General features: G+C 37.4%; 21 protein-coding genes, 1 tRNA gene, 1 other RNA gene and 1 pseudogene. 11 read left to right on the top strand and 13 right to left on the bottom strand.

The window, feature by feature from the left end:
- Positions 1-33 precede the first annotated feature (33 nt).
- Together ssrA and smpB are read right to left on the bottom strand one after the other, a co-directional pair.
- Positions 34-385: a transfer-messenger RNA gene (ssrA, locus tag N3A72_05860) on the bottom strand.
- A gap of 27 nt (positions 386-412) precedes the next feature.
- Positions 413-880: an SsrA-binding protein SmpB gene (smpB, locus tag N3A72_05855; protein ID MCX7919125.1), complete on the bottom strand. Its 468-nt coding sequence runs from the start codon at positions 878-880 to the stop codon at positions 413-415.
- 300 nt (positions 881-1,180) lie between these two features.
- On the opposite strand from smpB, the gene N3A72_05850 reads away from it, so the two are divergent.
- From N3A72_05850 to N3A72_05840, 3 genes are all read left to right on the top strand, one after another.
- Positions 1,181-1,267 (top strand) — tRNA-Leu (locus N3A72_05850).
- Between the two features lie 87 nt (positions 1,268-1,354).
- Complete coding sequence (locus N3A72_05845) at positions 1,355-2,353, top strand: Gfo/Idh/MocA family oxidoreductase (GenBank protein ID MCX7919124.1); 999 nt, start codon at positions 1,355-1,357, stop codon at positions 2,351-2,353.
- Positions 2,350-2,628, top strand: a complete 279-nt coding sequence (locus N3A72_05840; protein ID MCX7919123.1) for a YggT family protein — start codon at positions 2,350-2,352, stop codon at positions 2,626-2,628. Before N3A72_05845 ends, N3A72_05840 begins: the two co-directional genes overlap by 4 nt.
- Positions 2,629-3,266: 638 nt before the next feature.
- Here the strand turns inward: N3A72_05840 and N3A72_05835 are convergent.
- From N3A72_05835 to N3A72_05815, 5 genes are all read right to left on the bottom strand, one after another.
- Positions 3,267-3,443 carry a helix-turn-helix domain-containing protein gene (locus N3A72_05835; GenBank protein ID MCX7919122.1) on the bottom strand — a complete coding sequence of 59 codons (177 nt, stop codon included), beginning with the start codon at positions 3,441-3,443 and terminating at the stop codon, positions 3,267-3,269.
- Positions 3,444-3,696: 253 nt separating this feature from the next.
- Positions 3,697-5,142 carry a B12-binding domain-containing radical SAM protein gene (locus N3A72_05830; protein MCX7919121.1) on the bottom strand — a complete coding sequence of 482 codons (1,446 nt, stop codon included), beginning with the start codon at positions 5,140-5,142 and terminating at the stop codon, positions 3,697-3,699.
- Positions 5,143-5,190: 48 nt separating this feature from the next.
- Positions 5,191-6,435 (bottom strand): ABC transporter ATP-binding protein, encoded by a 1,245-nt coding sequence (locus N3A72_05825; GenBank protein MCX7919120.1) that lies wholly within the window; start codon positions 6,433-6,435, stop codon positions 5,191-5,193.
- A 16-nt stretch (positions 6,436-6,451) separates the two neighbouring features.
- On the bottom strand, positions 6,452-7,513 hold the full coding sequence (locus N3A72_05820; protein ID MCX7919119.1) for a radical SAM protein: 1,062 nt from the start codon (positions 7,511-7,513) through the stop codon (positions 6,452-6,454).
- Between the two features lie 19 nt (positions 7,514-7,532).
- Positions 7,533-8,810 carry a radical SAM protein gene (locus tag N3A72_05815; GenBank protein ID MCX7919118.1) on the bottom strand — a complete coding sequence of 426 codons (1,278 nt, stop codon included), beginning with the start codon at positions 8,808-8,810 and terminating at the stop codon, positions 7,533-7,535.
- 576 nt (positions 8,811-9,386) lie between these two features.
- Here N3A72_05815 and N3A72_05810 point away from each other — a divergent pair.
- Positions 9,387-11,273, top strand: a complete 1,887-nt coding sequence (locus N3A72_05810; GenBank protein MCX7919117.1) for an alkaline phosphatase family protein — start codon at positions 9,387-9,389, stop codon at positions 11,271-11,273.
- A gap of 205 nt (positions 11,274-11,478) precedes the next feature.
- On the opposite strand, the gene N3A72_05805 is transcribed toward N3A72_05810, so the two are convergent.
- The 4 genes from N3A72_05805 to N3A72_05790 all read right to left on the bottom strand — a co-directional run bounded on the left by N3A72_05805 (position 11,479) and on the right by N3A72_05790 (position 17,101).
- On the bottom strand, positions 11,479-12,864 hold the full coding sequence (locus N3A72_05805; protein ID MCX7919116.1) for a sulfatase-like hydrolase/transferase: 1,386 nt from the start codon (positions 12,862-12,864) through the stop codon (positions 11,479-11,481).
- A gap of 44 nt (positions 12,865-12,908) precedes the next feature.
- The gene (locus tag N3A72_05800; GenBank protein ID MCX7919115.1) at positions 12,909-15,308 is read right to left on the bottom strand and encodes a YfhO family protein; all 2,400 of its coding nucleotides are present in this window, start codon (positions 15,306-15,308) and stop codon (positions 12,909-12,911) included.
- A 107-nt stretch (positions 15,309-15,415) separates the two neighbouring features.
- Entirely contained in the window at positions 15,416-16,189 is a 774-nt protein-coding gene (locus tag N3A72_05795) for a hypothetical protein (protein ID MCX7919114.1), read from the bottom strand.
- Between the two features lie 30 nt (positions 16,190-16,219).
- Positions 16,220-17,101 (bottom strand): hypothetical protein, encoded by an 882-nt coding sequence (locus tag N3A72_05790; GenBank protein ID MCX7919113.1) that lies wholly within the window; start codon positions 17,099-17,101, stop codon positions 16,220-16,222.
- 391 nt (positions 17,102-17,492) lie between these two features.
- Between N3A72_05790 and N3A72_05785 the strand changes: the two genes are divergently transcribed.
- From N3A72_05785 to N3A72_05775, 3 genes and pseudogenes are all read left to right on the top strand, one after another.
- Positions 17,493-17,918 carry a PTS sugar transporter subunit IIA gene (locus N3A72_05785; GenBank protein MCX7919112.1) on the top strand — a complete coding sequence of 142 codons (426 nt, stop codon included), beginning with the start codon at positions 17,493-17,495 and terminating at the stop codon, positions 17,916-17,918.
- Positions 17,919-17,944: 26 nt separating this feature from the next.
- Positions 17,945-18,439, top strand: coding sequence for a PTS sugar transporter subunit IIB (locus N3A72_05780; protein MCX7919111.1), 495 nt, complete (start codon positions 17,945-17,947; stop codon positions 18,437-18,439).
- 61 nt (positions 18,440-18,500) lie between these two features.
- Positions 18,501-18,632: pseudogene (locus N3A72_05775) on the top strand (prepilin-type N-terminal cleavage/methylation domain-containing protein).
- Positions 18,633-19,147: 515 nt separating this feature from the next.
- Here the strand turns inward: N3A72_05775 and N3A72_05770 are convergent.
- Both N3A72_05770 and metG read right to left on the bottom strand, forming a co-directional pair.
- Positions 19,148-20,335, bottom strand: coding sequence for a M20 family metallopeptidase (locus N3A72_05770; GenBank protein ID MCX7919110.1), 1,188 nt, complete (start codon positions 20,333-20,335; stop codon positions 19,148-19,150).
- 4 nt (positions 20,336-20,339) lie between these two features.
- Positions 20,340-21,881, bottom strand: a complete 1,542-nt coding sequence (metG, locus tag N3A72_05765) for a methionine--tRNA ligase (protein MCX7919109.1) — start codon at positions 21,879-21,881, stop codon at positions 20,340-20,342.
- 374 nt (positions 21,882-22,255) lie between these two features.
- Between metG and mraZ the strand changes: the two genes are divergently transcribed.
- From mraZ to N3A72_05745, 4 genes are all read left to right on the top strand, one after another.
- Positions 22,256-22,768, top strand: a complete 513-nt coding sequence (gene mraZ / locus N3A72_05760; protein MCX7919108.1) for a division/cell wall cluster transcriptional repressor MraZ — start codon at positions 22,256-22,258, stop codon at positions 22,766-22,768.
- On the top strand, positions 22,765-23,724 hold the full coding sequence (rsmH, locus tag N3A72_05755) for a 16S rRNA (cytosine(1402)-N(4))-methyltransferase RsmH (protein MCX7919107.1): 960 nt from the start codon (positions 22,765-22,767) through the stop codon (positions 23,722-23,724). The genes mraZ and rsmH overlap by 4 nt, the downstream gene beginning before the upstream one ends.
- A gap of 111 nt (positions 23,725-23,835) precedes the next feature.
- Positions 23,836-24,318: a hypothetical protein gene (locus tag N3A72_05750; protein MCX7919106.1), complete on the top strand. Its 483-nt coding sequence runs from the start codon at positions 23,836-23,838 to the stop codon at positions 24,316-24,318.
- A gap of 87 nt (positions 24,319-24,405) precedes the next feature.
- Positions 24,406-26,631 (top strand): transpeptidase family protein, encoded by a 2,226-nt coding sequence (locus tag N3A72_05745; GenBank protein ID MCX7919105.1) that lies wholly within the window; start codon positions 24,406-24,408, stop codon positions 26,629-26,631.
- Position 26,632: the final 1 nt, after the last annotated feature.

The following is a 26,632-nucleotide window of genomic DNA, read 5'->3' as shown; positions in this document are numbered from 1 at the left end:
ATGCAGCTTTATGGTTGTAATTCCATTTAATTTTGGTGGAGGTGGCGGGAATTGAACCCGCGTCCAATAATCAGTACGGTAAATGTCTACGTGTGTAGTCTGATTTTTAAATTCACAACAATCGTTACCTCAGACGGGTGTGATTGTTGCTAGCTAGATTATCAATTCGCAATTAATCCATCTAGCAAAGATTAATTGCTACCCCTATCTTGATGACGCCTTAACAAAGCTGATAGGGAAACTTTGTCAGACGTAGCTACGCAATTAGGCAGCTAATGCGAGTTCTTGATTTGCGACTATTTGTTTCTCCCGTTTTATCGAGCTGGGAGAAAACTCGACACGCCATTTATCCGCCCTCGATTACTGTCGAACCCAGTTCACCCCCGTCTTAATGGTATGGGTTAAATAATGGCTATCGTATTAACCGAAGTATGTTTTGTTTTTCGCGGTTTAATTCACGCTGTTTAATTGCCGCTCGTTTATCGTATAACTTTTTTCCTTTAACCAAAGCTATTTCTATTTTTATTTTACCTGATTTGAGATAAATGCGCAAGGGGATAATGGTTAATTTCCCTGCTGTTTGCTTTCCCAAAAGACGATGAATCTCTTTTTTATGCAATAGCAATTTTCTTGTTCGGCGCGGATCCGGATTAAATCGGCTCGCTGCATTATATGGAGCAATATGGACATTAAATAAAAACGCTTCGTTATTTTTTATCATTACATAGCCGTCGTTTAAACTAACCGCTCCATTCCGAATAGATTTCACTTCGCTACCGAATAAAGCGATACCACATTCTATTGTTTCAAGGATTTGATATTCGTATCGCGCACGTCGATTTTCAGTGATTATCCGTTCAAATTTTACCCCTTCACTCACAAAGCTATTGTATCATACAATACGTTAAAATTGCAGAACTTGTCAATATAAAAGAAATAAAATATAACCCAATTAATTTTTATGTGGTGATTACTGAGTTGATAGATTATTTATAGACAGTTAACCTAGTTCCTTACTGAGTATGCGCAAAGTCCGAATTTCAGAATATAACGTAGAATAGGATGTTTATATAAAATCTCCACACTAGGCTTGACATTAAGGTTGTCTGTCTGGTATTTTAATAGATATAATTAAGATAAAGTATCTTGCCACAAGGTAACCTTTTCCAAGTAATTATGTGCCGGAGTGGCGGAAATGGCAGACGCGCTAGATTCAGGTTCTAGTGAGGGCAACCTCGTCGGGGTTCAACTCCCCGCTTCGGCACCAGCATAATGATAATAATAGTTGTCCTCCATTGATATTAGCATTACAAAGATATCAATAAGATATTAAAATATACAAGGAGAATTATTTATGGTTCGTGTAGCGATTATCGGATACGGTTTTCGCGGGAAAACATTTGCTGATATTATTCAACATAATGCATATGCGGAATTAATTGCAGTAGCAGAAATAAATAATAAAACGAGAATGCTTGCAAAGAAATTGAATATTGCTACTTATGCAGATTATACCGAGATGTTAAAAAAAGAAAAACTCGATATGGTAATCGTTGCTACTCCAGACCATCTGCATTACGCTCCATCACTAGCAGTCGTAAGAAAAGGATTACATTTAGCCATTGAAAAGCCATTAGCTACTTCGGTACGTGAAGCAGAATTAATTGCGAATACGGTTACACGAGCGAACCTCAAATGTTTAGTATTGTTTGGAAATCGTTGGAACGCTCCGTATGTCGAAACCAAGGAAAGCATCGAACGAGGTGAACTGGGTACCATAACCAATATTGATTGTTGTCTTAATGATACCATTTGGGTCCCAACGAAAATGTTGAGCTGGGCGAAATTCACTACACCTGGTTGGTTTCTATTATCGCATTGTGTAGATATGGCAATATGGTTAACCGAGAAAAAAGTTTCTTCAGTATATGCTGTGGGACAAAAAAATGTTTTAAAACAATTAGGAATTGATACCTTCGACTGGTTAATCGCAACACTGAAATTTACTGATGGAACAGCAGGAACATTTCGTTCCTGTTGGATTTATCCGGAAAGTATGCCGTTACTATATGATTTTCGCTATGAATTGGTGGGAACCAAAGGCGCAATTTCAATTGATTTGCGAGACCAGATGATACATAAAATGACGGATACATATACCCATCCAGGCATTGTTGCTCGCCCAATACATCGAAAACCGTTTGGCTCCGGTCGCGAAATGCTTGATTCGTTTATTGATAATATCCGCTTAGGAACGGAACCGCTCGTTAAATTAGAAGAAGCAGTATATGTTACTAAAATCATTGAAGCGGTTCATCGGTCCGTTAGGGAAAGAAGAGAGATTAGATTATGAATCTAGTCCCAATCCTCATTTGGGTAATTAATCTCGCGTATGATATTTATGTAGTAATTTTATTCGCACGGATAATTTTATCATGGACAAACCCAAATCTGTGGAATCCATTGATACAATGGATATATAAACTGACCGACCCTTTTCTTCAATTCATCCGACGAATAGTTCCTTTACAAATTTATATGTTCGATTTTTCACCTGTTCTTGCCTTTCTTTTTCTATCAATAGTTCGCTGGGTTCTCGTTGGAATATTAGCTGCGCTCATGGTATAGTTAAAATTAAAGCATATTAATTTAAGTTCGGTATTTCCTATATTGAGAATAGTGTACAATTGCGCGAACTAAACAAATTTTAACGCGATATTTTGCACTTCAAATCGCGCGCTCTATTTGTTATGTATCCGATTCTTCCATAAACATTTCTATACAAATATTCTCTATCATCCCAGCTTATAATAACATTTTGAAAATTAAATTAAAATATACATGAAAAACGTAACAAATAAAAAAAATCAAAAAAATATTTTATAAATTATTTTATTGAAAGTTTTTTTAGAAATGTGAATGCCCGCATTTCCTTATTCGGTAAGGGTTTTAAGCTAAATAAGTAAAAAATGAGCAAAAATTTTTATTTGAAATAATAAAAAAAATTGTTCAATAAAAGCATTTTTCTCTTGACAAAACATTTTTTTACGTCTAATATAATTGTAGTTAAATGAAAGGAGGTTGATCCGCCTTGGCAGCGAAAAAGAAAGCAAAGAAAAAAAAGAAATAAGTTCGAAAAGAACTAAATGAACTTATTTGTGAGTATTTTTTAGTGAAAGTAAACCGCTGCAATTTTGCGCGGTTTTTTTTTGGTAAATTAACTGTTGCGTATCTATTATTAAATTATTTTTGCTAAAAACCCCATCTCAATTGTTAGATGGTCGGTCGCTCCACGCCCATTTTTCTAATAAATCCATCCGGAACCGCCATTCATGTCCAATTTTACGAGCCGGAATTTTACCTTCACGAACCAATCGAGTTAAATATCGTGGATTAAACCGCAAATATTCTGCTGCTTCTTTTGTCGTTAATAATTTTTCCATAACAATTTCTCCTTCGTATGTTCGGTTATAAATTACATAAGATAAAAAAGCACAGGTTATGCCAAAAAAAGCAATTTCCTTAATTTATAAGGCGCCACCTATAACTACAAAAATTACAATGATTTGTAAATATGAAACTGAAAACGGATAGAGTAGGTTTTAAAACGGTGAGTTCATTATTGTAATCTAGAGTACAGAATTGTGGTTGGTTTAAAAATAGTTTACATTCGTTAACGTCAAACAATACCTTAATTTAAAAAGCCATTCTTATAGCATTTTTTATACGTGTAGTTATGGTCAGTTTGGGTCGGAACCCTTGCGGAGCTAATTGTGAATATGCATAGGTTAGTCGCCACTTTAGTTCTTCGGGAGTAAAATCTGGGGTGATAAGGTCAATTACATCTCGTCGTCCTGTAGAATAATCAAATAAACGCAGGACGTTTTCAGTATCGTCATACATAAGATACCCTTTTTGTTTAGCAATCGTATATAGTTCGGTTTCGGGATATGCGCTAACAAAAAAACACCAAAATCCGCGTAATCCTTTTTTCAATAATCGCTTACAATATTTAATCGTTCGTTTAAAACTAGTATGGTCTTCTCCAGGATATCCAAGAATTAAAAATCCATATGCTGGTATTCCAAGTTCTCCACACCATTCAGTTACTTGTTCTACTTTTGTTAAATCGAGTTGTTTTTTCATTGCCATTAATATTTTGGGATCGCCACTTTCAATACCAAAATACAGGGATTCACAACCTGAATCACGCATAAGTTTTAATAAATCTCGATTTAATGTATCGATACGAACTCCATTTGGTGTAGACCAAGTAAGTGCACCGTTTAGCGTTCCATTATATACCGCAAGTTGTTCAAATAATCTCTCTGCCCGTTTGGGATCCATGGTAATATTATCATCTTCAAATTCAATATGCTGAATCTGGTACTGTTTAACCACCTCTTTGATTTCGTTCAATACATTTTCTGGAGAACGATATCGCCAACGATATCCATTAACCTTATGAATTGAACAGAAGGTGCAGTGATAGGGACACCCGCGAGAGGTAATCATACTTATTGTTCTTCGATTACGTCGTTTGCGAGGTGAACAGGTAATATAGCGTTCGATGGGTAGGAGATGCCGAGCTGGATATGGAATATCATCAAGATTGATGATAGGTTCCGCTTGTCCGGTATTAATTATGGTATCATTTTCTTTGAATACTAATCCCCGAATTGATTTGACTGGCGTCCCAGCAGCTAATTGTGATATAGGGTTTTCTCCTTCACCTCGAACAACAAAATCTATCGAATCTGTTAGCGCTTGTTCTGGAAGGGTAGAAGGATATACTCCTCCCAGCACAATCGGAATGTTCGGGAAATTTTGTTTAATCACCTTACTGAGTTCTTTAACAATGGTAGCATGGTCGGTAAACGGAGCGGTTATTCCAATTAAATCGGTCTTGGGTGATATTTTTTCTGCAATAGTATTGTAAGGGAGTCCAATTCTGTTAACCTTAAGATATTTAGTCTGGACAGGGGTAACAATTTCAATTCCCTCAGTAAGAGCATCAATGATTGTTACTTGGTGTCCTTGATTTTCTAAGGTACTTGCAATATAACCAAGTCCCAGATTTTGAGATAACCAAATAACCTCATCGAGAAAATACCAAGGTGGTGCAATTAAAGTGATGTTCATATAATAACGAATATACTTGAATAATGCTTCTTTAGGTAGATTATTAGGTTAATCTATTTTTTCATGTATCCATTTGTGGGGAGATAATACAATTCCTTCCTCTTTGACATATGTTCTATCCACATAAAATGATGCGCAACTACAATAATAATCATAAGCGGTATATTCATTAGTTGGGTCTCGAAATATTCCCGCAGTTAATAAGAATTTTCCGCCGGTAACATTAAACTGAGGGAAAATGATTCGAATCCTGCCTTTTCCCAAAACAGTACCGACGCGTATTTCTTGAAGTTTAGTGTTTGTACCGGTAATATAAATCTTATCTTCTGTTTCAATTCCAATGCCAAAGTATGGTTCAATAATCGGCTGGTGCGCCATATACTCTAATTCAATTTCTAAATATTCGCCCGGTTGGAAAACATATTTTTCGTTTCGGTGTTCATCCAATAGGCGAATGCGAGTATATTGAATTTCATTTGTACCCCAGCGGAGCGGGGTACTGACCGTACTAATTTTTTGGATGCTCTGTTGTTGTATTTTATATTTCAATTCACGTTCGACAATCTCACGTAAATGTTTTTGCACAATATACTTAGCATTACCAATTTCTTTAATTATTCCCTTCTCGAGGTAGATGACTCGATTACAGAGTCGCTCAACTGCACCATAATCATGCGAAACTAATATGATGGTTTTATTGTTTCGTTTAAATTCGTTGATTTTCTCATAACACTTTTGAGCAAACGATTGATCACCTACAGCTAGGACTTCGTCAATTAACAGAATATCCGGATTGATATTGACAGCAATTGAGAACCCGAGTCGTAGATACATGCCCGCCGAATAATGTTTGATAGGGACATCAATAAATTTTTCTAATTCCGCAAACTCGATTATAGCGTCTATTTTCCGTGAAATTTCTGATCTCGATAATCCGAGAATAGCACCGTTTAAATAGATATTTTCTTTCCCAGTTAGGTCTGGATGAAATCCGGCAGCTAACTCTAGCAAAGCAGAAAGTTGTCCGTTAATTTCAACACTTCCTCGGGTAGGGGGAGTAATGCCAAGAATAATCCGCAGTAAGGTGGTTTTACCGGAGCCATTTTCTCCAATGATCCCGAGCGTCTCGCCAGGTTGAACCTCGAAACTTATATCTTTCAAAGCCCAGAATTTTTCATGGCTTAAGTTTCGAACCGAGCTTAATCGCAATATCGTTTCGCGAAGTGTACCATGTAATTGGTGATATAAAATAAATTGTTTCCAAACATTTTTAACAATAACTGCAGGTTTCATACATATTTATTGTCTGCTACAATCTTTTTTGCAATCGACGACAATGGATACATTCCTTAGGCAATCGGCCACTTCTGATATGATCCCGAAACATGCGATACTGTTCGTTATTCCAGATTTCGCGGAAACTTTGCAACTGCAGATTGCCCATAATGCGGTCTGTATAACAACAAGGACTAATATCGCCGTTCCAATAAATTATGGCAATTTGCCATGGTTCTAAACAGTAGAAATTACTAGGTGTAGTCGGAGTAAGTTCATTCTGCATTAAAAATTCAAATTGGGTTAATCCAGATTGTTGTAATATTGCAGGTTCACAGAATTTTATCGGTTCTTCAGAAGGTAAAACCAAATTTACGTTCAATGCTTGAGCGGTTTTTCGCGCTAACTCGAAATATTGCCGCATTCGTTCCGGTTCTAAAAACAAAGTTTCATGAATGATTGATATATCAAATACCCATAGATGTTCAACGATAACTTTGGTTACATCAAATTCTTTCGCAAGTTTAATTAAATCCGGCAACTCTTCTATATTCTGTCGCATTGCAACAAAATGAAAATTCAATTCCGGAACCGAGCTTTTTCTTTTCCGTTTATATGCAACGAGATTCTTCATATTGGAAATAATCGTATCAAAATCTGCACGAAGCCGAATATTTTCAAATCGAGTTTTAGTAGCGGCATCAAGCGAAATCGTCAGTAAATCTAGGGGAATTGAAACTAATTGTTGGTTTATCTCATCAGTTAATAGCATACCATGCGTAAAAAAGCTGACTTTCGTTCCAGCGGATTTAGCTTGTTTAACCCAGGATAATAGTTGTTTATGTAACAGCGGTTCTCCTCGTGCCTGCAGATTCACTTCCTGCACATAAGGTAGAATGGGAACTAATTTTTCCCAAGTGATTGGGAGCATATCCCCAATGGAATAATTATGACTGAAATGACGAAAACACATTACACAATCTATATTACATCGGTTCGTTGGTTCAACCAACAGTGTGCTGGGATATGACCAAAGTCGGGAGCGCAATTGTTTCCGTTCAAGATGTTGGAGCTTAGTATATAGCCAATGGTTCATACATATTCGATAATTTTGATTAAGCAGAATGTAACACAATCATATGCTGATTAATATTTTGAATATCTTTATAGCGACAATCGAAACAATATCGGCAACGATATGGTGCGGTGGCTGTATTGACTTGTTTTCGAAATCGCCGATATAGCTCATTATTCCAGATTAATGAAAACGGAGTTTTAGAAATATCGCCAAGGATAGACGTATTTATACAGCAGGGAGTAACTGTTCCATTACTATTGATATAAACAAACTGCCATGGTTCGACACAAGGTTTCTTAGTTTTCTCACGGAGTATAAATCCTTGTTTGGTTACCTCAAATCGTTCTAACTCGGGAATATTCAACCGAACATTAAGTTCTTGCGCGATTTGCTTTGCTTCTAGCAAGTATCGAAGCGTTAGCTCCGGTTCATAATACAATGATTCTTCACGCAATTCTTCTCGGAAAACATTCAGGTACCCGACATCAACATCTTCTGCACCAACACGATGGGCGAATCGGATAAAATCAGGTAATTCAGCAATATTTCGTTTCATAGCTACAAACCCTAACCGTAACTGTGGTTTATTGGTGTGCAGTTGTGATTTTAATTCGTTCAATTGTTCGATATGTTCAATGAGACGAGGCAAAAAATTCACTCCGCGAATAAAGTGATACGTTTGTGGATTTACCGTATCCAGAGAAATCAACAGAACATTAATCGGGCTAGTGATAATTTGCCGAGATATTTCTTTAGTCATCAAAATACCGTTTGTAATCAGCGCAACCGTTTGTTCGTTCGTAAAAGGTAATCGTGCAAGATAATCAAAAAAATGTGGTGCAGTTAACGATTCACCGAATCCAAATACTGCGATGTAGTCTTGATATGGAATAAGCGATTTTACAGCATCAATGGTATCGGATGAGATTTCTTGTCCATCAACTTCAAGAAAGCTCTGGGGACATATCTGACATCGCAAATTACAATTTCGCGTTATTTCAATAGACATCCGTGTCGGATAAGAATATACTTGCAGTACTTGCTGTTGGCTTTCGATTTCATTTAACTTTTGGTTATATCGTTTTTTTTCAGACCATTGATTCGCTCGAGTAATGTGAAACCGATAACAGAGTTGTAGCTCTCTAATTACCCACCGAGTAAGGAAAGTGGCGTTAAGTTTTTTAGACAATATCTGTAAATGTTCAACTACCTGTTCAGTAAAAGAAATATATTTTCCTGGCGGCAAAAGATACCGAAATATCCGTAGGCAAAATAAACGGATTGCAATCGTGACTAAAATAATCTGCGAGAGCATTGGAGTTATCTATTTAGAGATGTATTCAATACTCCGGCATTATAATGCCGCAAACATACATCCATATCTAGCGTATTTGATAAGATTCTAATACTAACCTATGCTATTGAGGTTACTAAGCGGTAAAACTAGTACTGCAACAGTAGAAATCGTTTCATTTGTTTAATTTAATACAAAAATGAATATAATTTTCGCTTGGTTATACCAACCTGTGTTCAATTCCGTTTTGGTGCCAATAACTTGTTAAAATCCCGATAATCGGAGTAATATTCTGTTGAGCAATTAAGAAAAATCAAAAAATACCCACGGCAGGGTATGAGAATTTAAAAGGGATTTTTCGTTTTTTCTGCGCAATGAAAGTTTCCGCCATTACAAAAGTCATAATCTCCGCGACTATATAGAACCACTAAATTCAATATCGAGAATCTTTATAACATATATTTTATCATAAATACCAAACTTGCATTTATCAGCCAGTCATTTAGTCATCTAATGATATAATATATAATAGAAAACAGGTTGTTAATAATTTTGATTGATTATGGCTGTCAGAACCATCGTGAATTCCGACTAATTATGAAAAATTATCTAGTGCACATTTGGTTGCCCACCGGCATTATTTTTGGTTGGTATGTGAGTTTTTGGTTAATTTGGTTGAATCATTTGTGGTTTCATCCAGTTGATGCAGGATTATTAACAGTATATTTAATTTTGATTTATACAGCGATAGCAGTGTTATTGGGATTCGTTATCCAGTTTATTTTATATGATGCACAGCATTTATTTCGGATAAAATTATCCGCAGAAAAAAATTATTTTTATCACCAGATAATTTACGTAACCGGATTGTTTTACCTACCAAGTCGAACCTTTTTTGAACATCTTTTAGGGAATCCCAATGGATTCAATAAGCTATTCTATAATCTTTTTCTGTTAAGCATAATTGCGAGCTTAAGTTGGGTTAGTATTCGTCGATATAATGGATTAGCTAGAAAATTCAAACGAATCATTATCTATACACTGTATATTATCTTGGCTGGTGTAACAGTAACCGTAAGTGTTTCTGCATTATTCCAAGCCAAAGCTCACCACCAATCATTTGCTAGCCCTGTATCTTTTACCGCAAGTGGAATGAACAAAAGACAGAAAATTATGCTTATTGGAATTGATGCTATGGATTGGAAAGTATTACATTCGCTGGTTCAGCAACATAAATTACCCCAAGTTGCCAAATTGATGCAGTCCGGTGTTTCTGGACCACTAACCACGCTCAAACCGTCAATATCGCCTTTAATCTGGACTTCAATTGCTACGGGAAAATTACCACAGAAACACGGAATATTTTCTTTTTTGAGTTTAACCATACCTGGCATCCGAACCCCGATTTATTATCATGAAGATACGAGTCAACATCTAGTTCAAGATGATTATTTAGATAGTCTTGGATATAGATGGCTACGGAACTTTTTTTCGCGATTAAAAATAGTTCAAACCAGAATAGTTTCTGCTCGCGACATTCGTGCCGCAACAATCTGGGAGATTTTAAATGAGAATAAGTATCGAGTAGGGATTGTTGGTTGGTGGCCATCATGGCCCGTCGATACCAACTTAAATGGATTTATGTTGGTTGAAAAAATGACGAATACATTTCGTCCGCAATCAATCCATCCAGCATTTTTAGAAGATACAATTCGTCGGTTTGAAAGAAAGCCGGAACAGTTAACCATTCAGGATTTTCAGCGATTCATTATGTTGGATACAGCAACCTTTGAACAATTACGGAATGTTGCACCCTATGCTCCAAGTTTATTAGCGCCACTTAAACGATATTTTATCGAAGACGATTTCTATTTCAATGCCGGCAAATACTTATATCAGAAATATCAACCTGATTTTTTTGCTATATATCTTCGCGGACTCGACGGAATCCAGCATATGTATTGGCATACCTATGAACCGGAAAAATTTCCTCATATTTCACCAGATGTTTTAAAATCTGATAGAGCTAAATTTAGCAAAATCATTGAGCATTATTATCAATATATGGATGAGTTACTCGCTGAATTGCTCAAACCAACCGATTCGCATACGATCGTTATTATCGTCTCTGACCATGGAATGGAAGCAAGTGGAACGTTGCCTTTTGCTGGAACACACCTCCACGCTCCGCCGGGTATTATCATTGTATCCGGCCCGCAATTTAAAAAGAATGAACGAATTTATTCTGCTACCGTTTTAGATATTACTCCTACCATATTGGCGGCTGCCGGATTACCCATAGCAGATGATATGGATGGGAAAGTATTAAAGGAAGCTTTTATTTCGGAATATCTAGCTCAATTCAACTTATCGAAGACAATACCGTCGTATGATGGGCTCAAGATAAAACAGGTTAGTTCTGCCCAAACTCAATATGACGATGAAATTAAAGAACGGCTCCGGTCTCTCGGGTATATACAATAACTCCTAAAACTTACCACTTTTTCTCACTCCATCTATTCCTTTCGTGGTTTCTGATAGTGGAGTTGAGTGGGTATTGCTCAAAGCAATACCCACTCAACTCCATATAAACTTAGAAAGAACAATTCAAATCATTGCAATTAAGGATACAATGTAAATTTGAGTTAATTTTGAATTGGGAGGGAAAGATTTTTATATGGAAGTTTAACTATTGTATATACCCAAGACTACGAAGTTGTTCAGCGGTTTCTGCATCAATTTTTTGATACGCCCATTGCCGGAGTCGGCTATTTTCTTGCAACCATTTCTGCAGGTAATTATAATATTCAGTTTTTATGTTTTGATTCTGTTCGGCAATATTTATTAATTCAAGGTTGTCCCGTTGTAAATGGTATAATTCTTCAGGCGCAGTTTCACTCCAGATATATTTCCAGTTTGCTGAACGGACAGCGTATCGAGCCCCGAACGGAATATGGCGTCGCAAACAATCCTTTTTACTTTCAAAATGTCGCCGTTCGATAACCACATAAGGTTCTCCAGGTGTTTGTTGATTTCGAATCATTGGAACAAGACTTTTCCCTTGCATTAAGGTTTCAGATTTTATGCGCAGGAAATCCAAAATCGTTGGCATAACATCAATGGTTCGAACGAGTGAGTCAATTCGTTTTCCTTTTGGTAAGAGTTGCGGTGCGGAAATGATTAACGGAATTCGAATTGAACTATCGTATAGCGATTGACCGTGTGCGGCATATATGTCGTGGTCAAAACTTTCTCCATGGTCAGCGAGAACTATAATAATTGTGTTCTTTCGCAGCCCCATTTTATCTAACGAATTGAATAAACGCCCTAGTTCGTTATCAACATACGATATTTCAGCCGCGTATAACGCTTGCATTCGTTCAATATCTTTTTGCGTTGGGATATATTTTTTCTCTTCAAACGCACTAATTTGACTGAAACTCCCATACATCTGACTACCATTATTTACCGCAGGATAAAGTTGCGCAAACTGTTCCGGCGGTTCATAAGGACTATGCGCATCAAAATAATGAATCCAAGCAAACCATTTCTTTTTCTTAACTGAATTGAGCCACTGTAACGAAACATCAGTTACTTGGGTTGCATTCCGGTGTAGACCGGAAAAATTATCATCAAAGGTATCAAATCCTTGGGCGAACCCAAGTTTTTTTTCAAGATGCCGAACACTGACAAATCCACCAGTCGTATACCCGTTTACTTTAAGAATTTCCGGCAGTGTCGTAATGTTATCGTTTAATTTCCATGCGTTCGTTAAAATTCCGTGTACGCGCGGATATAATGAAGTTAAAATAGACGCATGCGATGGTGTCGTTGTCGGCATTTCGCAGACTGCAGTAGAAAATAATACACCTTGTTTGGCTAAGGTATCTATATTAGGCGTTTTAACCTGCGGATTACCGTAACATCCCAAAAAATCTGGACGAACAGTATCCAAAGTGATTAAGAGAATATTATATTGCGGGGAGCGATGGTAAAAGAAAAAAAGCCATCCGCAGAAAATAATTAGCACTAGTACCCAACCAAATTCAAAAACTAATTTTCTTTTCTTGGTCATACGCATTATGAAAAATCATTTACCATTGTATCGAATTATCGAGTTTAATGCAAGAAAGGAGTAGTTGATGAGATATTCCGCTGTCTATAAAACAAGAAGAAGAAATAAACGATAAGAACAATTACAGTAACAACAGATATACCACATCCTATAAGGAATGATTTTGGACGGAAAAGAAACGTTACCCTATGTGTTCCAGATGGAAGTTCAATCGCACGAAATAGATAATTCGCTTGATAAATTGGTACTTTGGCATTATCAAGTTTCGCTTGCCAGCCGGGATAATAATATTGACTTAAAACAAGAAAACCGGAATCGGTTGAGGTCGTTTCCAAAATGATTTTATGGTGCGATTGATCAATAATCCGAATGGTAGCATTGTTCACAGATTGATTGTTTATCCGTTGCAAATAGGTCGAGTTCGGATATTTCTCTAATATGACCACTTCTGCAGGATTGAATTCAGGCCGATTTAAATAGGTTAAAATATCCTGCTTATCGTTCAAGGCAACTCCGTTAGGAACAAAATAGGTTTGCGGTAAGAACGATTTTAACCGATATACTTTAATTCCACCCTTGTTCACTAATTCCAAATTCGGATGTGATAGAGGAATTTTCGTAATAATATATTTAACATTAGCAGCGGATAATAGCGGAAGTTTCTTATACAACATTTCGGTCCGTTGCGATTCAGCCATTTTAATCCACGGTGCTTCAATTTCACCAAGGTATTCATAGTAGCGGAGTATTTTCGCTGGACCATACAGATGAAACGTTGGAATACCATAATATAATCCTGAGAACCGTGTTAATAAACTGATACTATCATGAATATCATCGTATCCTTCATAAAGCTGATTAGAAAAACTATACACGCGATAAAGTTCCGATTTATCTTGTTTAATAATTGCAACCACAGCCGGAGGTTGCAGACTCAATTCACGAGGTATTGCTTTGTTTAAGTCCTGTTTAAGAATAGAGCTAAACCAGAACAGGTCAATAAATAGTAGTCCAATAAAAAGGCTTTTTAATAGGTTGAGAGATAATTTCCTCTGTGTAATCCACACAAGAATCAGGATGATAGTAATGAAAACCAATCCGGTTTGCCAAATGATATGCGCGTAAAGAAAATCGGTTCCTAAAATTCCGGATGAGAATTGTTCTAAACGATAGGTATGTGTTATAGCTAAACCGAAGATAATAAGCATAGGAATTCCGATGATGATGCTTTCTCGGAAGATAGTCCGAGCAAGGTTTGTATTTCGAAGTTTCGTTAAAAAAGTAGAAATACTGTCAAATCCAATACCTGCAAGTATCGCGCCGGCAAATGACGTAATAAATAATATTTTCGACGGGACTCGGCTATGGCTAAAAAATGGTATAGGATATACAAGACGATAAAGTGGAGTATTATTACCCAGCGCTAAAATGAATGAAATGATGAGGGTATAAATATAAATTTTAGTATAGAATTCTTGCTTTCGCAGTATCAATGCAATCAAGATTAAAAATAAACTGACAATTCCCATATAGATGCTGGTTTCAACAAAAATAGATGATAGTTCCGGAGAGGCATAGGGTCCGCCAAAATAGTAGGGGTAAATTAGTGTGATTAATCTAGACCAAGGGAAAGAACCAGAGGTTGCATTTTCATAGGTATCTCCACCAGCACGATACGAGAATTGCTGTTGTTCAAAGAAAGGAATCATTTGAATTGCACTAATCCCCATCGTTATACTGAGAAAAATTAAAATATTGAGCCCCGCTTGTTTCCAATACGATATCGTTCGAATATGTTTAACGCTTCCCTCTCGTATAACAAGGTAAATCAGGGCAAAAATGGTCGTAAACCCGATTATTTTTGGATGACCGTTAAATATGCTTATCGCATTGATTACCGCAGCCAGAATAAAAAACAGACGCTTTTTCTTTTGATAATATAATTCTAGCAAGGTTAACACCATCGGAAATGCGGTTAACGCAACCAGATGAGTAGATTGTGCCGTACGAACAATCGTATGTCCACCGAAAGTAAATACGAGCGAACTGAGCATCGCACCCCAATTTGAAATACCAATCAATCGAGCATAATAGTAGACGAAAATCATGATGAGAAGATAATGGACAAGGATAAAATAATTAAACGCCGCAATGTCTGGTAAAAGATAAAAAAAGATTAAACTTATCGGATAATATAATCCTGCCATATAATCGCCGAGGAGAGGATATCCGCAAAATAATTCTGGCGCCCATAACGGAAATTTTCCTTGGTGTAACGTTCGCCCAAGATAGACACGGAGTTGAAATTCATTCGACCGTAAATCTGATGAGAAAAACATGCCGCGCAAAAATAGAATATCAAAAAAATAGAAAAAAAAGAAAAGAATTACTACGATTAAGGGTAGGTTAAATTTCAATTTAATTCGTTCAAGGCGTGACCACATACATTTGCGCTAAACTTTCTGAAAATAAAAAAGGGGGAAACATTTTGTTTCCCCCTACAATGTCTAGTAAATTCTAGACTGTTCCTCGATAAAGTTGCACCAATCTATTATGGGAATAAAGCGCTATCCCAGAAGTAGATTGGGTCTTTATCCATGGCTACGGTGATATCATCTACGTAATGCGTCTGAGCAGCTTTACCAGTCGGCGTAATAGCTACGACTTGCAGAGTACTATATGGCGTTACTGGTATTCCACCGACCTTAATTTCTTCCCACGTGCTGGAACCAATTGCACCAGGTTGAATGATGGCGGCAAAGCTTTTCTTGGTAGAAGTATAACCCGCTAATTGTGAGTATCCATAGAGATAGTATTTTCCACCCTGTCCAGCAGCTGCATTGGTTAGAACATACGCAGAAAGCTTTACACTTTTGCCTGGCGTAAATTCTTGTGCCATTCCGGTGCCATACTGGGATATTTTTATCTTTTCACCAGCAACTTGGCTGATGGAGAGTACACCAGAACGTCCACTCTGGCTTGCTGCCCAAGTGATAGTACCAGTTCCTGTACCATCTCCGTAAATTTGGTAGATCCATCCACTCGTATTAGAATCGAAACTACCATTGTTAACCGCAACTTTTGTATTACCGTACGTCAACTCAGCATCGTCAACTGATGGAGGAGCGGCGAATACTTCGATATCATCCCAATACAATGCAGCACCAGCTGATGACGCAGCAGCCATAATGCTAACAAATTGCACTGCAAGTGAACTGGTTCGCGCATAGAACGAAATTTCCATATCGTTCCAACCTGTATCAGCCTGTCCTGGCTGGATGATATCATGTGCGCTTCGGGTAATTGAACCACCTGCAAAATCCATCAGGTAGAGATACATTTTCTGTTTCGAAGCTTAGATATTAGTTGCGTCAGTGGCAACTTTCGCGCGTGCTGTATACCATTGATTTGGAGTAACCGAAATTACCTGGGTGGTTTTCGCTTTTTGTCCGGGTGTCTGGGCAACTTTAAATACATTGGTCTTGCCTAAGTAGTTGGCTTCAACCGTCACTGTACCAATACCAGTACCGTCACCGTAGACTTGAGTAGTCCAATCAGATAATCCTGAATTGAACTTTCCATTAACCACGAGATTCGGATATACTTGAAGAATACCCTTATCATAATCCGCAGGATTTATAGTTGCAGAGGGACCAGCTTCAATCCGAACAAGTTTCTTTCCTGATAGAGCAGCAGAGTTACTAACGGTGAGCAGTTTTGTTCCAGTATCAATACTCGCGGTGATTCCAGATTCAGCAACTACTGCGTTCGCATCCGCAAATGATTCTGGCCAAACCGCATTGCCAGGATAACTCGGTGTTCCTGCAGCATTAACCATAGCAGATAAATCTACGGTCGCTGAATCACTTGGACTACCAAGCGCTACTCTCCCGAGTTTTTTCACCAAGTAAGTAGAATATTTCACTACTTGATTGGCTATCCCTTCGCCACCTTCGTTGACGCCTTTAAATGCAACAGCACGCCAAGTGGATGAAGCTTCCACAAGACCATAATAGTTCGGACTACTGCCACTTATTGAAGCAACATCAGTCCCGGTTACTACGCTCCAAGTGGTAGCGGCGTCCTTGGTATTATATACTTCCAAGTCAAATGCAGATGAAAGACTTTTTCCGGCGTAGAGTTTTACATCCGGAACACCTATATAAACCGGGGCCTGTGCTATCGCATAGGTAGCCATTAAGGCGATTATCGCTAACAGCGATAAACTTTTCTTCATATTCTTCCCTCCTTTCCTTTCAAAAAATAAAGTAACAAAATTATGTTTACAAAAATAAGTTTATCTCTACTTGAGAAGTTTGTCAAGTAAAAAATGCGAATTTTTATTTAAAAAATGAAAAATAATAAATATGTTAAATTATTGATAATGTTTACATATATACTTATATACCAATAGGCTAGGTTCTGTCAAGTCTTTTTATGAAGTTTATGGCAAAAAACCGAAGGAACATAACATAACATTGTACATAATATAGCATAGTCTTGTTGATTTTGTAAACTTTCATCAACAGTTAATTACTTCAAAATCATTGCGAAAAAATAAAATTAGCCTTCCTGGGGGAAAAGTATTGTTTAATTTCTCTTTTTATAATATCCTATAATATCGAATTATGGTTGGTATCGTTTTAATTACTCACGGTAATTTAGCAACTGAAATGATGCAAGTTTGTCGCGGAATAGCCGGAGAATGTAATGCGGTATCTATTATAACCTTTTCTGCAAATGAATCTAGACAACAACTTTGTGAAAAGGTTGAAAAAACAATTCGCAGCGCTGAGCGTGGAGATGGCGTGCTGGTTCTCGTAGATATCTTCGGAGGCAGCACCGCGAATATTTGTTTGGGGATGTATGGAAAAAATATCCCTATCGAAGTAATTTGTGGTGTTAATCTTTCGATGCTATTAGAAGCAATATATAATTGCGATAAATATTCGTTATCAGAATTGGCGAAACGCGTTGTAGAAAAGGGAAAAGAAGGTGTGGTTAATGCGACAGAACTTTGTCGTATCAAATTGAAAGAACAAAAACAGTCATAAATCAAAATATTTCATTCTGTTTTATTATGGGACTTAAATTAATTCGAATTGATGATCGACTAATTCACGGTCAAGTGGTAGTAGGCTGGGTCCGGTATCTAAATGCAAACCATATCATTGTAGCGGATGATGTCGTAGCAAAAGATGCAATGCAAAAAGCGTTATACGAGATGGTAGTTCCCCGGGAATTAAAAGTAACGATTCTTCCTGTTGCAGAAGCAGCAGAAAAAATTAAACAAAATATTTTCGCAAAAGATAATATCATATTATTACTATCCCGTCCTAAAGATGTTCTTGAATTAGTCAATAGAGGTGTGGCTGTAAAGAGTATTAATGTTGGCGGAATGCGATTTGAGCCTGGCAAACGGCAAATTACAAAATCTGTTTCAGTTAACGATGAAGATTGTGCAATATTTAATGAGTTAGTCGCCAAAGGGATTGAAATTGAAGGACGGGCTGTACCAACTGATGAAAAAACAGATATCATACAAGCATGCAAACAAGCCGTGAACATAACTTAAAAGAAAATTAAACATATTATACAAAAGAGAACGTGGTAAAAGGAAAAAATATATGACCCAAATGACCGTAAGAAAAGCCAGCTATGGATTTACATTAATCGAATTACTGATTGTTGTCGCAATAATTGCAATTCTTGCAGCTATTGCAATAGTCAATTTTCTTGCAGCACAGACACGAACGAAAGTGGCGCGCGTTAATAAAGAAATGCAGACCTTAGCTACTGCGTTAGAGTCCTATTACGTAGATAATACTGCATATCCATTATGTTACTGGGCAAACATTGGGGGCAGTGGTCCGCCAGGATGGGGAACACCTGATTTCAATCCATATTATTTACCGCGATTGGTAAGCTTAAGTACCCCGATTGCCTATATCTCTTCGATACCAAAAGATATGCTGAATCCGGGAAGCGATTCGTGGACAGCAGGACCGAGTGGGTATAGCCGAACAGACCAGTATAACACCTATATTTATTATACGCGAGAACAAATTATACCCTATCTAGACCCGTTTGCAAATTCTTGGACCAAAGTGTATGAGCATGCTAAATGGCGGCTGGCAAGTTATGGTCCTCAACGGACTCGGGTTAAAGAAGCTGGTATACCATTTTTTGTAGAACGAGAAATCGGTTTACCAGAATATGAATATGACCCGACCAATGGAATTATTAGTAAAGGATTTGTAACTCGACACGGACCTTAGTATTATTAGTGTAAAACTGTTTCTTGGAATTCATTTCTCACATTGATTAGAAGGTAAGGATCAAAAAGTAAGTCTATTGTCGTCATAGCCAGTGCTTTAGCTGCATTTAGCAGTCCTTGATGTCCGGCTTGTGAAATTGCTGCGTTAGCAAAATCTATTGAATGTTCTTGCACGGTTTCTGGAGCGATAGCTATTGAGGGATGTATTGCCGGTACAATTTGACTAACATTGCCCATATCGCTACTGCCCATTCCTGCATCAGGATTTCGTTCCTGAACTTCGACTCCAAGTTTCCGATAATTTTTTTCAAAAGCCAATGCTAATGTTTTATTCGTTCGCATACTCGCATACCGAGTTGCCGATAATTGATATTCGAATTTTGCGCCTGTCGCCAAGCTAGCTGCACGAAAGCAATTCAAAACTTTTTCTAACAATTCATCTAAATAGTTATCATCAGGTGAACGAACTGTAAATGATGCCGACGCATATGCAGGAACAATATTTGCAGCTTCTCCCCCATGGGTTATAATCCCGTGAATTCGCGAATCTTGTCGAATATGCTGACGTAAAGCATTGATCATATTGTATGAAAGAATGATGGCATCTAACGCATTAATCCCTTTTTCCGGAGCAGCAGATGCATGTGATGATTTACCGAAAAATTCGACTTTCAATGATTGACATGCAATATTTTTATAATCCACCTCAGTTCTTGTTCCGGGATGAACCATCATAGCTACGGATAACGGGTCAAAAATTCCTTTCTTTGCTAAAAGAATTTTTCCGCCACCATTTTCTTCTGCAGGGGTTCCAATAACCTGAATGATACCAGGCAAATCTGGTACAACATTTTTCACCGCAACTGCCGCGCCTGGTCCAGCCACACCCATAATATTATGCCCGCAACCATGCCCGATTTTCGGTAGCGCATCATATTCTGCTAGTAACCCAATAATTGGCTGGTCTTCAGTGCCTTTATAAGTTGCACGAAATGCGGTTGGTAACTCTGCAATGCCTTTTTCAATTTGGAATCCATTTTTAAATAAATATGTAGTCAACCATTCTACAGCGTTGAATTCCTGAAATGATAACTCCGGATTATCATGGAGTTGGATGCTTAATGCAATTAATTCTTGTGCATTTTTATCTATTTCGGCAATAACTTGCTGTTTGAGTCGTTCAATAGTTTCCATAGGATTACCCTTTTGACTGTAACCGGGGAAATAATGGATTACCACGTCGAGTTTGTAATCCTGGTTTCATTATATTTTCTGAAGTGAGGGTTACATACGTTTCGTTTTCGATTTTTACTTCGAGTCCCAGTTCAGACCATATTTGTTGTGCGGTTGTCGGCATAACCGGATATAATAATAACGCAATAATCCGTATTGTTTCCGCAATTTCATAAAGAATGGTCGCAACGCGGTCAATATTCCTATCTTTAAAATAAGACCATGGTGCTGTTTCATCAATATACTTATTAGTCCGTCGAATTAATTCCCAAATGTCTGATAAAGCATGACTGAACGCAAAGTTATCGTAGTGAGTGATTGCGGATTGAATTGTTTTGTTGCGAAGGATACCAATCTGGGTATCAAGTTCATGTTTTATTCCTGGAGTCGGAATTTTCCCATTAAAATATTTTTCAAACATTACCAAACTTCGATATAGGAGATTACCAAGATCATTTGCTAAATCGCTATCGAACCGTAATCGCAGCGATGTCTCTGAAAAATCACCGTCCGCACCAAATGGTACTTCTCGCAACAAGAAGTACCTGAATGCATCCACTCCATAACGATCAATCATTACATGGGGATCCACGACATTTCCTTTCGATTTACTCATTTTTTCACCATCAACTGTCCACCAACCATGGGCAAAAACTTTCTTCGGGGGTTCGAGTCCTGCGGCAAACAACATGCTAAACCAGATTATCGAATGAAAACGCAATATTTCTTTTCCGATAAAATGCACATCTGCAGGCCAATATTTTTTAAATTTCGTTTCGTTATTTTCATAACCGATTGCAGAAATATAATTGATTAATGCATCAAACCAAACATAAAAAACGTGACCTGGATCGTTTGGAACCGGAATTCCCCATTTGAGCGTTGTCCGACTAATTGATAAATCACGCAATTCAGTTTTTACGAAATTAACTATTTCGTTTCTTCGGCTTTCTGGAACCAAACAGTCCGGATGAGAATCAATGTATTGTAACCAGTGGTTTTGCCATTTGGATAATGCAAAAAAATAGCTTTCTTCTCGCAAGCGTTGTGTGGTTCGGCCGCAATCAGGACAAATGTTTCCCGGTTTTAACTGGCTTTCAGGAAAGAACGTTTCGCAGGGAATACAGTACCACCCTTCATACATACCTTTATATATATGACCTTTAGCTAATAAATCGTTAAAAAATTTCTGGACACATCGTCGATGTCGGGGTTCCGTAGTTCGAATAAAATCAGTATAGGAAATATTTAATCGTTTCCATAAGTCAGTAAATCGCACTACAGTTTGGTTAACGAACGATTGCGGGTCTATTCCTTTTGCGTCCGCTGCATCCTGAACTTTTTGACCATGTTCATCTACCCCAGTTAAGAAGTATACCTCATAACCTTGCAGACGTTTATGCCGCGCCACAACATCTGACGCAATAGTAGTATAAGCATGTCCTAGATGCGGAACATCATTAATATAATAAATCGGTGTTGTTACATAAAAAGTTTTTCTATTCATTATCGTGTGTTTTTCTATTATTTTTGTTTTTTGAAATAGTTTAAAGTGATAATCATTTTAAAGAAATAAGGGATTTGCTGTCAAGAAAAAGCGCCAACTATAGATTTGAAATTTTTAATCTAGTTAATTGGATTTAAGTTTACACCCAATGAAATTAAATTCATCATTTTATAAATTCGCTAATAACCTGTAAAAAAACAATTTTTTCCAATTAAAACCATCGGTATAACAGTTACATACATAACAATAATAAAATCAATTGTTAACAAAAAAATGATAATTTAGTTTTTTTTACTTGACAAAATAGATTAAATAGGTATACACTTATTGCGCTGGAAATAAATGGAAAAAAATGGAATAAGAATTTTACAGATATGTTAACAAAATTTCGAGGTGAAAAATATCATCGGATTGATAGTAATTTCCGTATAAGTATGCCGCGTGAATTTGCTGATATCTTTCGTGAAACATCGCAAGGAAAAATTGTAATATCACGCGGATTTGAACATTGTCTTTGGTTATATCCAGCAACAATATATGAAATTATTATCCAGCGTTTATCAATTTTACCGCAATTTAAAAAAGACGTCATGGAGTTACGTTCATTATATGTTGGAAGTATAACAGAAACTGAATTAGATAAACAAGGCAGGATAGTGCTTCCTAAACACTTAATACAGTATGCAGGCATAGAACAAGAAATTGTTCTCGTTGGTGAATCGTTTCGCTTGCAATTATGGAGTGCATCGAATTGGCAGCATTTCCTTGAACGAATTAATACTAATACTGATGTCATCGCAGAAAAAATGTCCGCATTATTTGAACAACAGTCTGTTAGTAATCAACCGTTATTTGAAGATACGGCGGATAACTTACTAAATGCATGATACATGATAAGCCGCAAATTCATTTTCCGGTTTTGGTTGATGAAGTATTGAAGTATTTGGACCCGAAACCGAATGGGGTTTATCTGGATGCAACACTTGGACTTGGCGGGCATGCGCTTGAAATAAGTAAACGAATTGGAAGTGGGGGAACCATCATTGGGATTGATTGCGATCCCACTGCACTGGAAATTGCAAAAAAAAGATTACAAGCAGTATCTTCGAAAGTAATTTTCGTGCACGGCAATTTTCGGAATTTAACTCAAATTTTAAGCCAGCAAGGATTTTCGCACGTGGATGGAATGTTATTTGATTTGGGTATGTCAAGTTTACAACTCAATGATCCTAAGCGTGGATTTAGTTTTCAACAATCGGGACCGTTAGATATGCGGTTTGATACCTCTAACCGAATGACAGCTGCAGATTGGTTGAATAGCGTAACAGAATCTGCCCTAGAAAAAATAATCCAAGAATATGGCGAAGAGCGATATGCGGGACGAATTGCTCGAGCTATTGTACAGAGTCGTTCTATTAAACCGATACGAACTACTGACCAACTATCTAAAATTATTAGTGCTGCGGTTTCGCGTAGCTCGAGGTATCGGCGGAATAAAATCCATCCGGCAACGAGAACCTTTCAAGCTATCAGAATCTATGTAAATCAAGAGTTAGCGAATCTGGAAGCAGCATTAGCGCAGTTTATAGATTGTTTATCACTCCATGGAAGAGCAGTATTTATTTCGTTTCATTCGTTAGAAGACCGAAGAGTAAAGATTCAGTTTAAATTGTTGAAGGGGGAGTGTGTTTGTGGCGGGCAAGGGCTGGAAGGATGTTCTTGCCCGCGCGTGAATCGGGTTAGAGTGTTAACTAAAAAACCTGTCCGAGCAAGTGCGCAAGAACTCGCGTTTAATCCGCGAGCACGCAGCGCAAGATTACGTGCGGTTGAACGAATCGCTTAACTATACTGTTGAAAAGAAATGATGGGTTATTTTTTTCCTGATTTTATATTAATGTATGCTTTAGGTAAAACTTTCGATACGCGCAAATAAATACAAAAGGAGGTGAATCTAATGAATTATTCCATAGCTCGCCATAATGACTACTATACCATCAGTCGAAGTCGGTGCGTTCAACGTCAATCGACAGTGTTTTCTCGGTTAATAAAAAGATGTTTATTCATAGTGATTGTTTTTCTGATCACGGTTTTAATTCATCAATTTCTCCGGATCCAAATAGACATAACAAAAAGTCAAATTGCTGAAATAAAAAAAGTAAATCTTAGTTTAAAAAATCAAGCACTATACTTAACCCAAGAAATTGAAACATTAAAACATCCGCAACGAATTGAACTATTAGCCAATGCTATGGGGATGTTTCCGCCAAGCGCACAGAAAACAGAAAAAATGTATAATGTGCTCTATGCTGCAAGTAATCAGTCAGTGAAAGAATTGTCTAATAGTGGAGAACAAGAGGTTCAGAAAAAAAGAAATCGTCTGGGAGCAATTTTAGCCAAATTTGCTATTTACTACCAGAGGGCGGAAGCAAAACCATAGATTGTTTAGGGGAAAGCCGGTGTACATAAACGTATCAGTCAATTTGTTTTCCATCAACAAAAGAGAAACATTATCTTTTCAGGATATATGCGGCGAACGAAACCATCAGTTCATGTAACATCACGAGCACATCAAATCCGAATTCTATTCATTCTACTTGGATTTATCATCATTTTTGCTTCAATAGGTCTAAGACTTTATCATCTCCAATGTATACAATATAAAAAGTATCGCGTACTCGCTGATAACCAGCATATTGTTAAATCGCAGTTGCCAGCAAAACGTGGTGCAATTTACGACCGTAATGGAAAAGAATTAGCGATTAGTATTGAATCTTATGATGTGATTTGTAGTCCGGAAGCAATTGCTCAGGTTAAAAAAGGTTCAGATAAATTAAAAAAGAATATTGATGTAAAATTAGCAAAAGAGTTAGCGAGTATACTCCATCAACCCGAACCCGAATTGCTTAAATTATTTACAACAGATACCACTTCCCAGCGAAGAATTATTGCCCGTGAAATAGACCTTGCTCAATATCAGCAACTACAAAACATCATCGCTAAATATCGGATTCGTAATGAAATAGGATTTGAACCCGTCTCAAAACGATACTATCCCAAAAAAGAACTAGCCTGTCATATCATTGGTTCAGTTGGGATAGGATATAGTGATGAACGCTATAAAGTCCGACATGCAAATCGCGGATTAACAGGGATAGAACAAAAACAACAAAAAAATATTTGCGGATCATTTGCAGTAATACAAACCGTAGTTGATGCCTTAGGGAAACCGATTACGCCGGTAGATGATTCCTCACTACTAAGCGTTCAAGGGGAACAGTTATATCTAACCATTGATGAGACGATTCAATATGTTGCGGAACGAGTTTTAGCAGAGACTATCAAGAAGCATAAAGCTGCTGGCGGGAGTGTAATTGTTATGGAACCAAATACGGGCGAGATATTAGCATTAGCGAATGAACCAAAATATGATTTAAATCGGTTTTGCGAATACGCAAAAAAGCCAGAACTTTGGAAAAACATTTCACGAAATCGTGCCGTTGAAGATGTAATCGAGCCTGGTTCAATAGCTAAAATATTCACAGCTGCTGCAGCTTTAGAAGAAAACGTAGTTAGCCTAACTGATAAATTTTATGGATATAATGGAAAAATAGTATTTTGCAATCGAGTATTACGCGATACCCATCCGTATGCATGGTTAACATTTCCGGAGATAATAGAAGTGAGTAGTAATATTGGAATACATCAAGTAGCGCAGCGAATACCTCCCGCAACATTTCGCCAATATCTAATAAATTTTGGTTTTGGGAATCGAACCGGCATCGAATTACCCGGAGAAACCTATGGTGTAGTTCCTGCATTGAACCAATGGACACCGTTAACCATGTCACGGATCGCATTTGGACAAAGTATTTCGATGAGTCCCATTCAGATAACCTGTGCATTAGCTGCGATAGCAAACGGCGGAATGCTTATGAAACCGAGAATTGTGAAAGGAATCTACGATGCTAAAGGAAATAAAATTAAAGAATCAAAACCTGAACCGGTGCGGCGAGTGATAAGTGAATTAACTGCAAAGACACTCGCTCGAATAATGGAGGGGGTAGTTGAACGAGGAACCGGTACATTAGCGAAACTTGACGGATATCGAGTTGCTGGTAAGACCGGAACCGCTCAGGTAGTATCAGATGATGGTCGCGGATATAAAAGTGGTAAATATAATTCGTCGTTTATTGGATTCGTGCCCGCAGAATCTCCCCGAATAGTCATTAGTGTAATTATTAATGAACCGAGTTGTAATGGGTATTATGGCGGAACAGTAGCCGCTCCAGCATTTAAAAAAATCGCATGTGAAGTATTAACCCAGTTAGGGGTAAATTTACCGTTACCGGTAATTGATACTGATAGTACGAAGGGTAATAGTGATCTAACGATAGCGCAAAAACTTCCAGAATCCATAGGAAACGATAAAAACAATGTTGATAAACCGATAGTTTCCGATGTTCCATATCCATCAGATAGCCCAGAAGGGCAACGTATTATAGATGGAAATATTCAGTTGGTAAATTTAGATGGAAAGATACCTAATTCCGTGCCAACGTCATCGTTAGTATTGATGCCTGATGTTAAAGGAATGACTAAACGGAAGGTTGCCTATCTCTTCGCACAATACAAAATACCAGTTCGGTATGTCGGTAGTGGGATTGCAGTATTTCAAAATCCCCCTGCTGGTGAAGCGCTCAAACCTGGTACGAATTGTGTAATTTATTTTTCAAATTTGCAGGAGCGATAAT

The sequence above is a fragment of the bacterium genome (genome assembly GCA_026416715.1).
Taxonomy (GTDB): domain Bacteria; phylum UBP4; class UBA4092; order JAOAEQ01; family JAOAEQ01; genus JAOAEQ01.
Note: the sequence above shows the minus strand (reverse complement) of the source record. Positions and strands in the feature narration are given on the sequence as shown.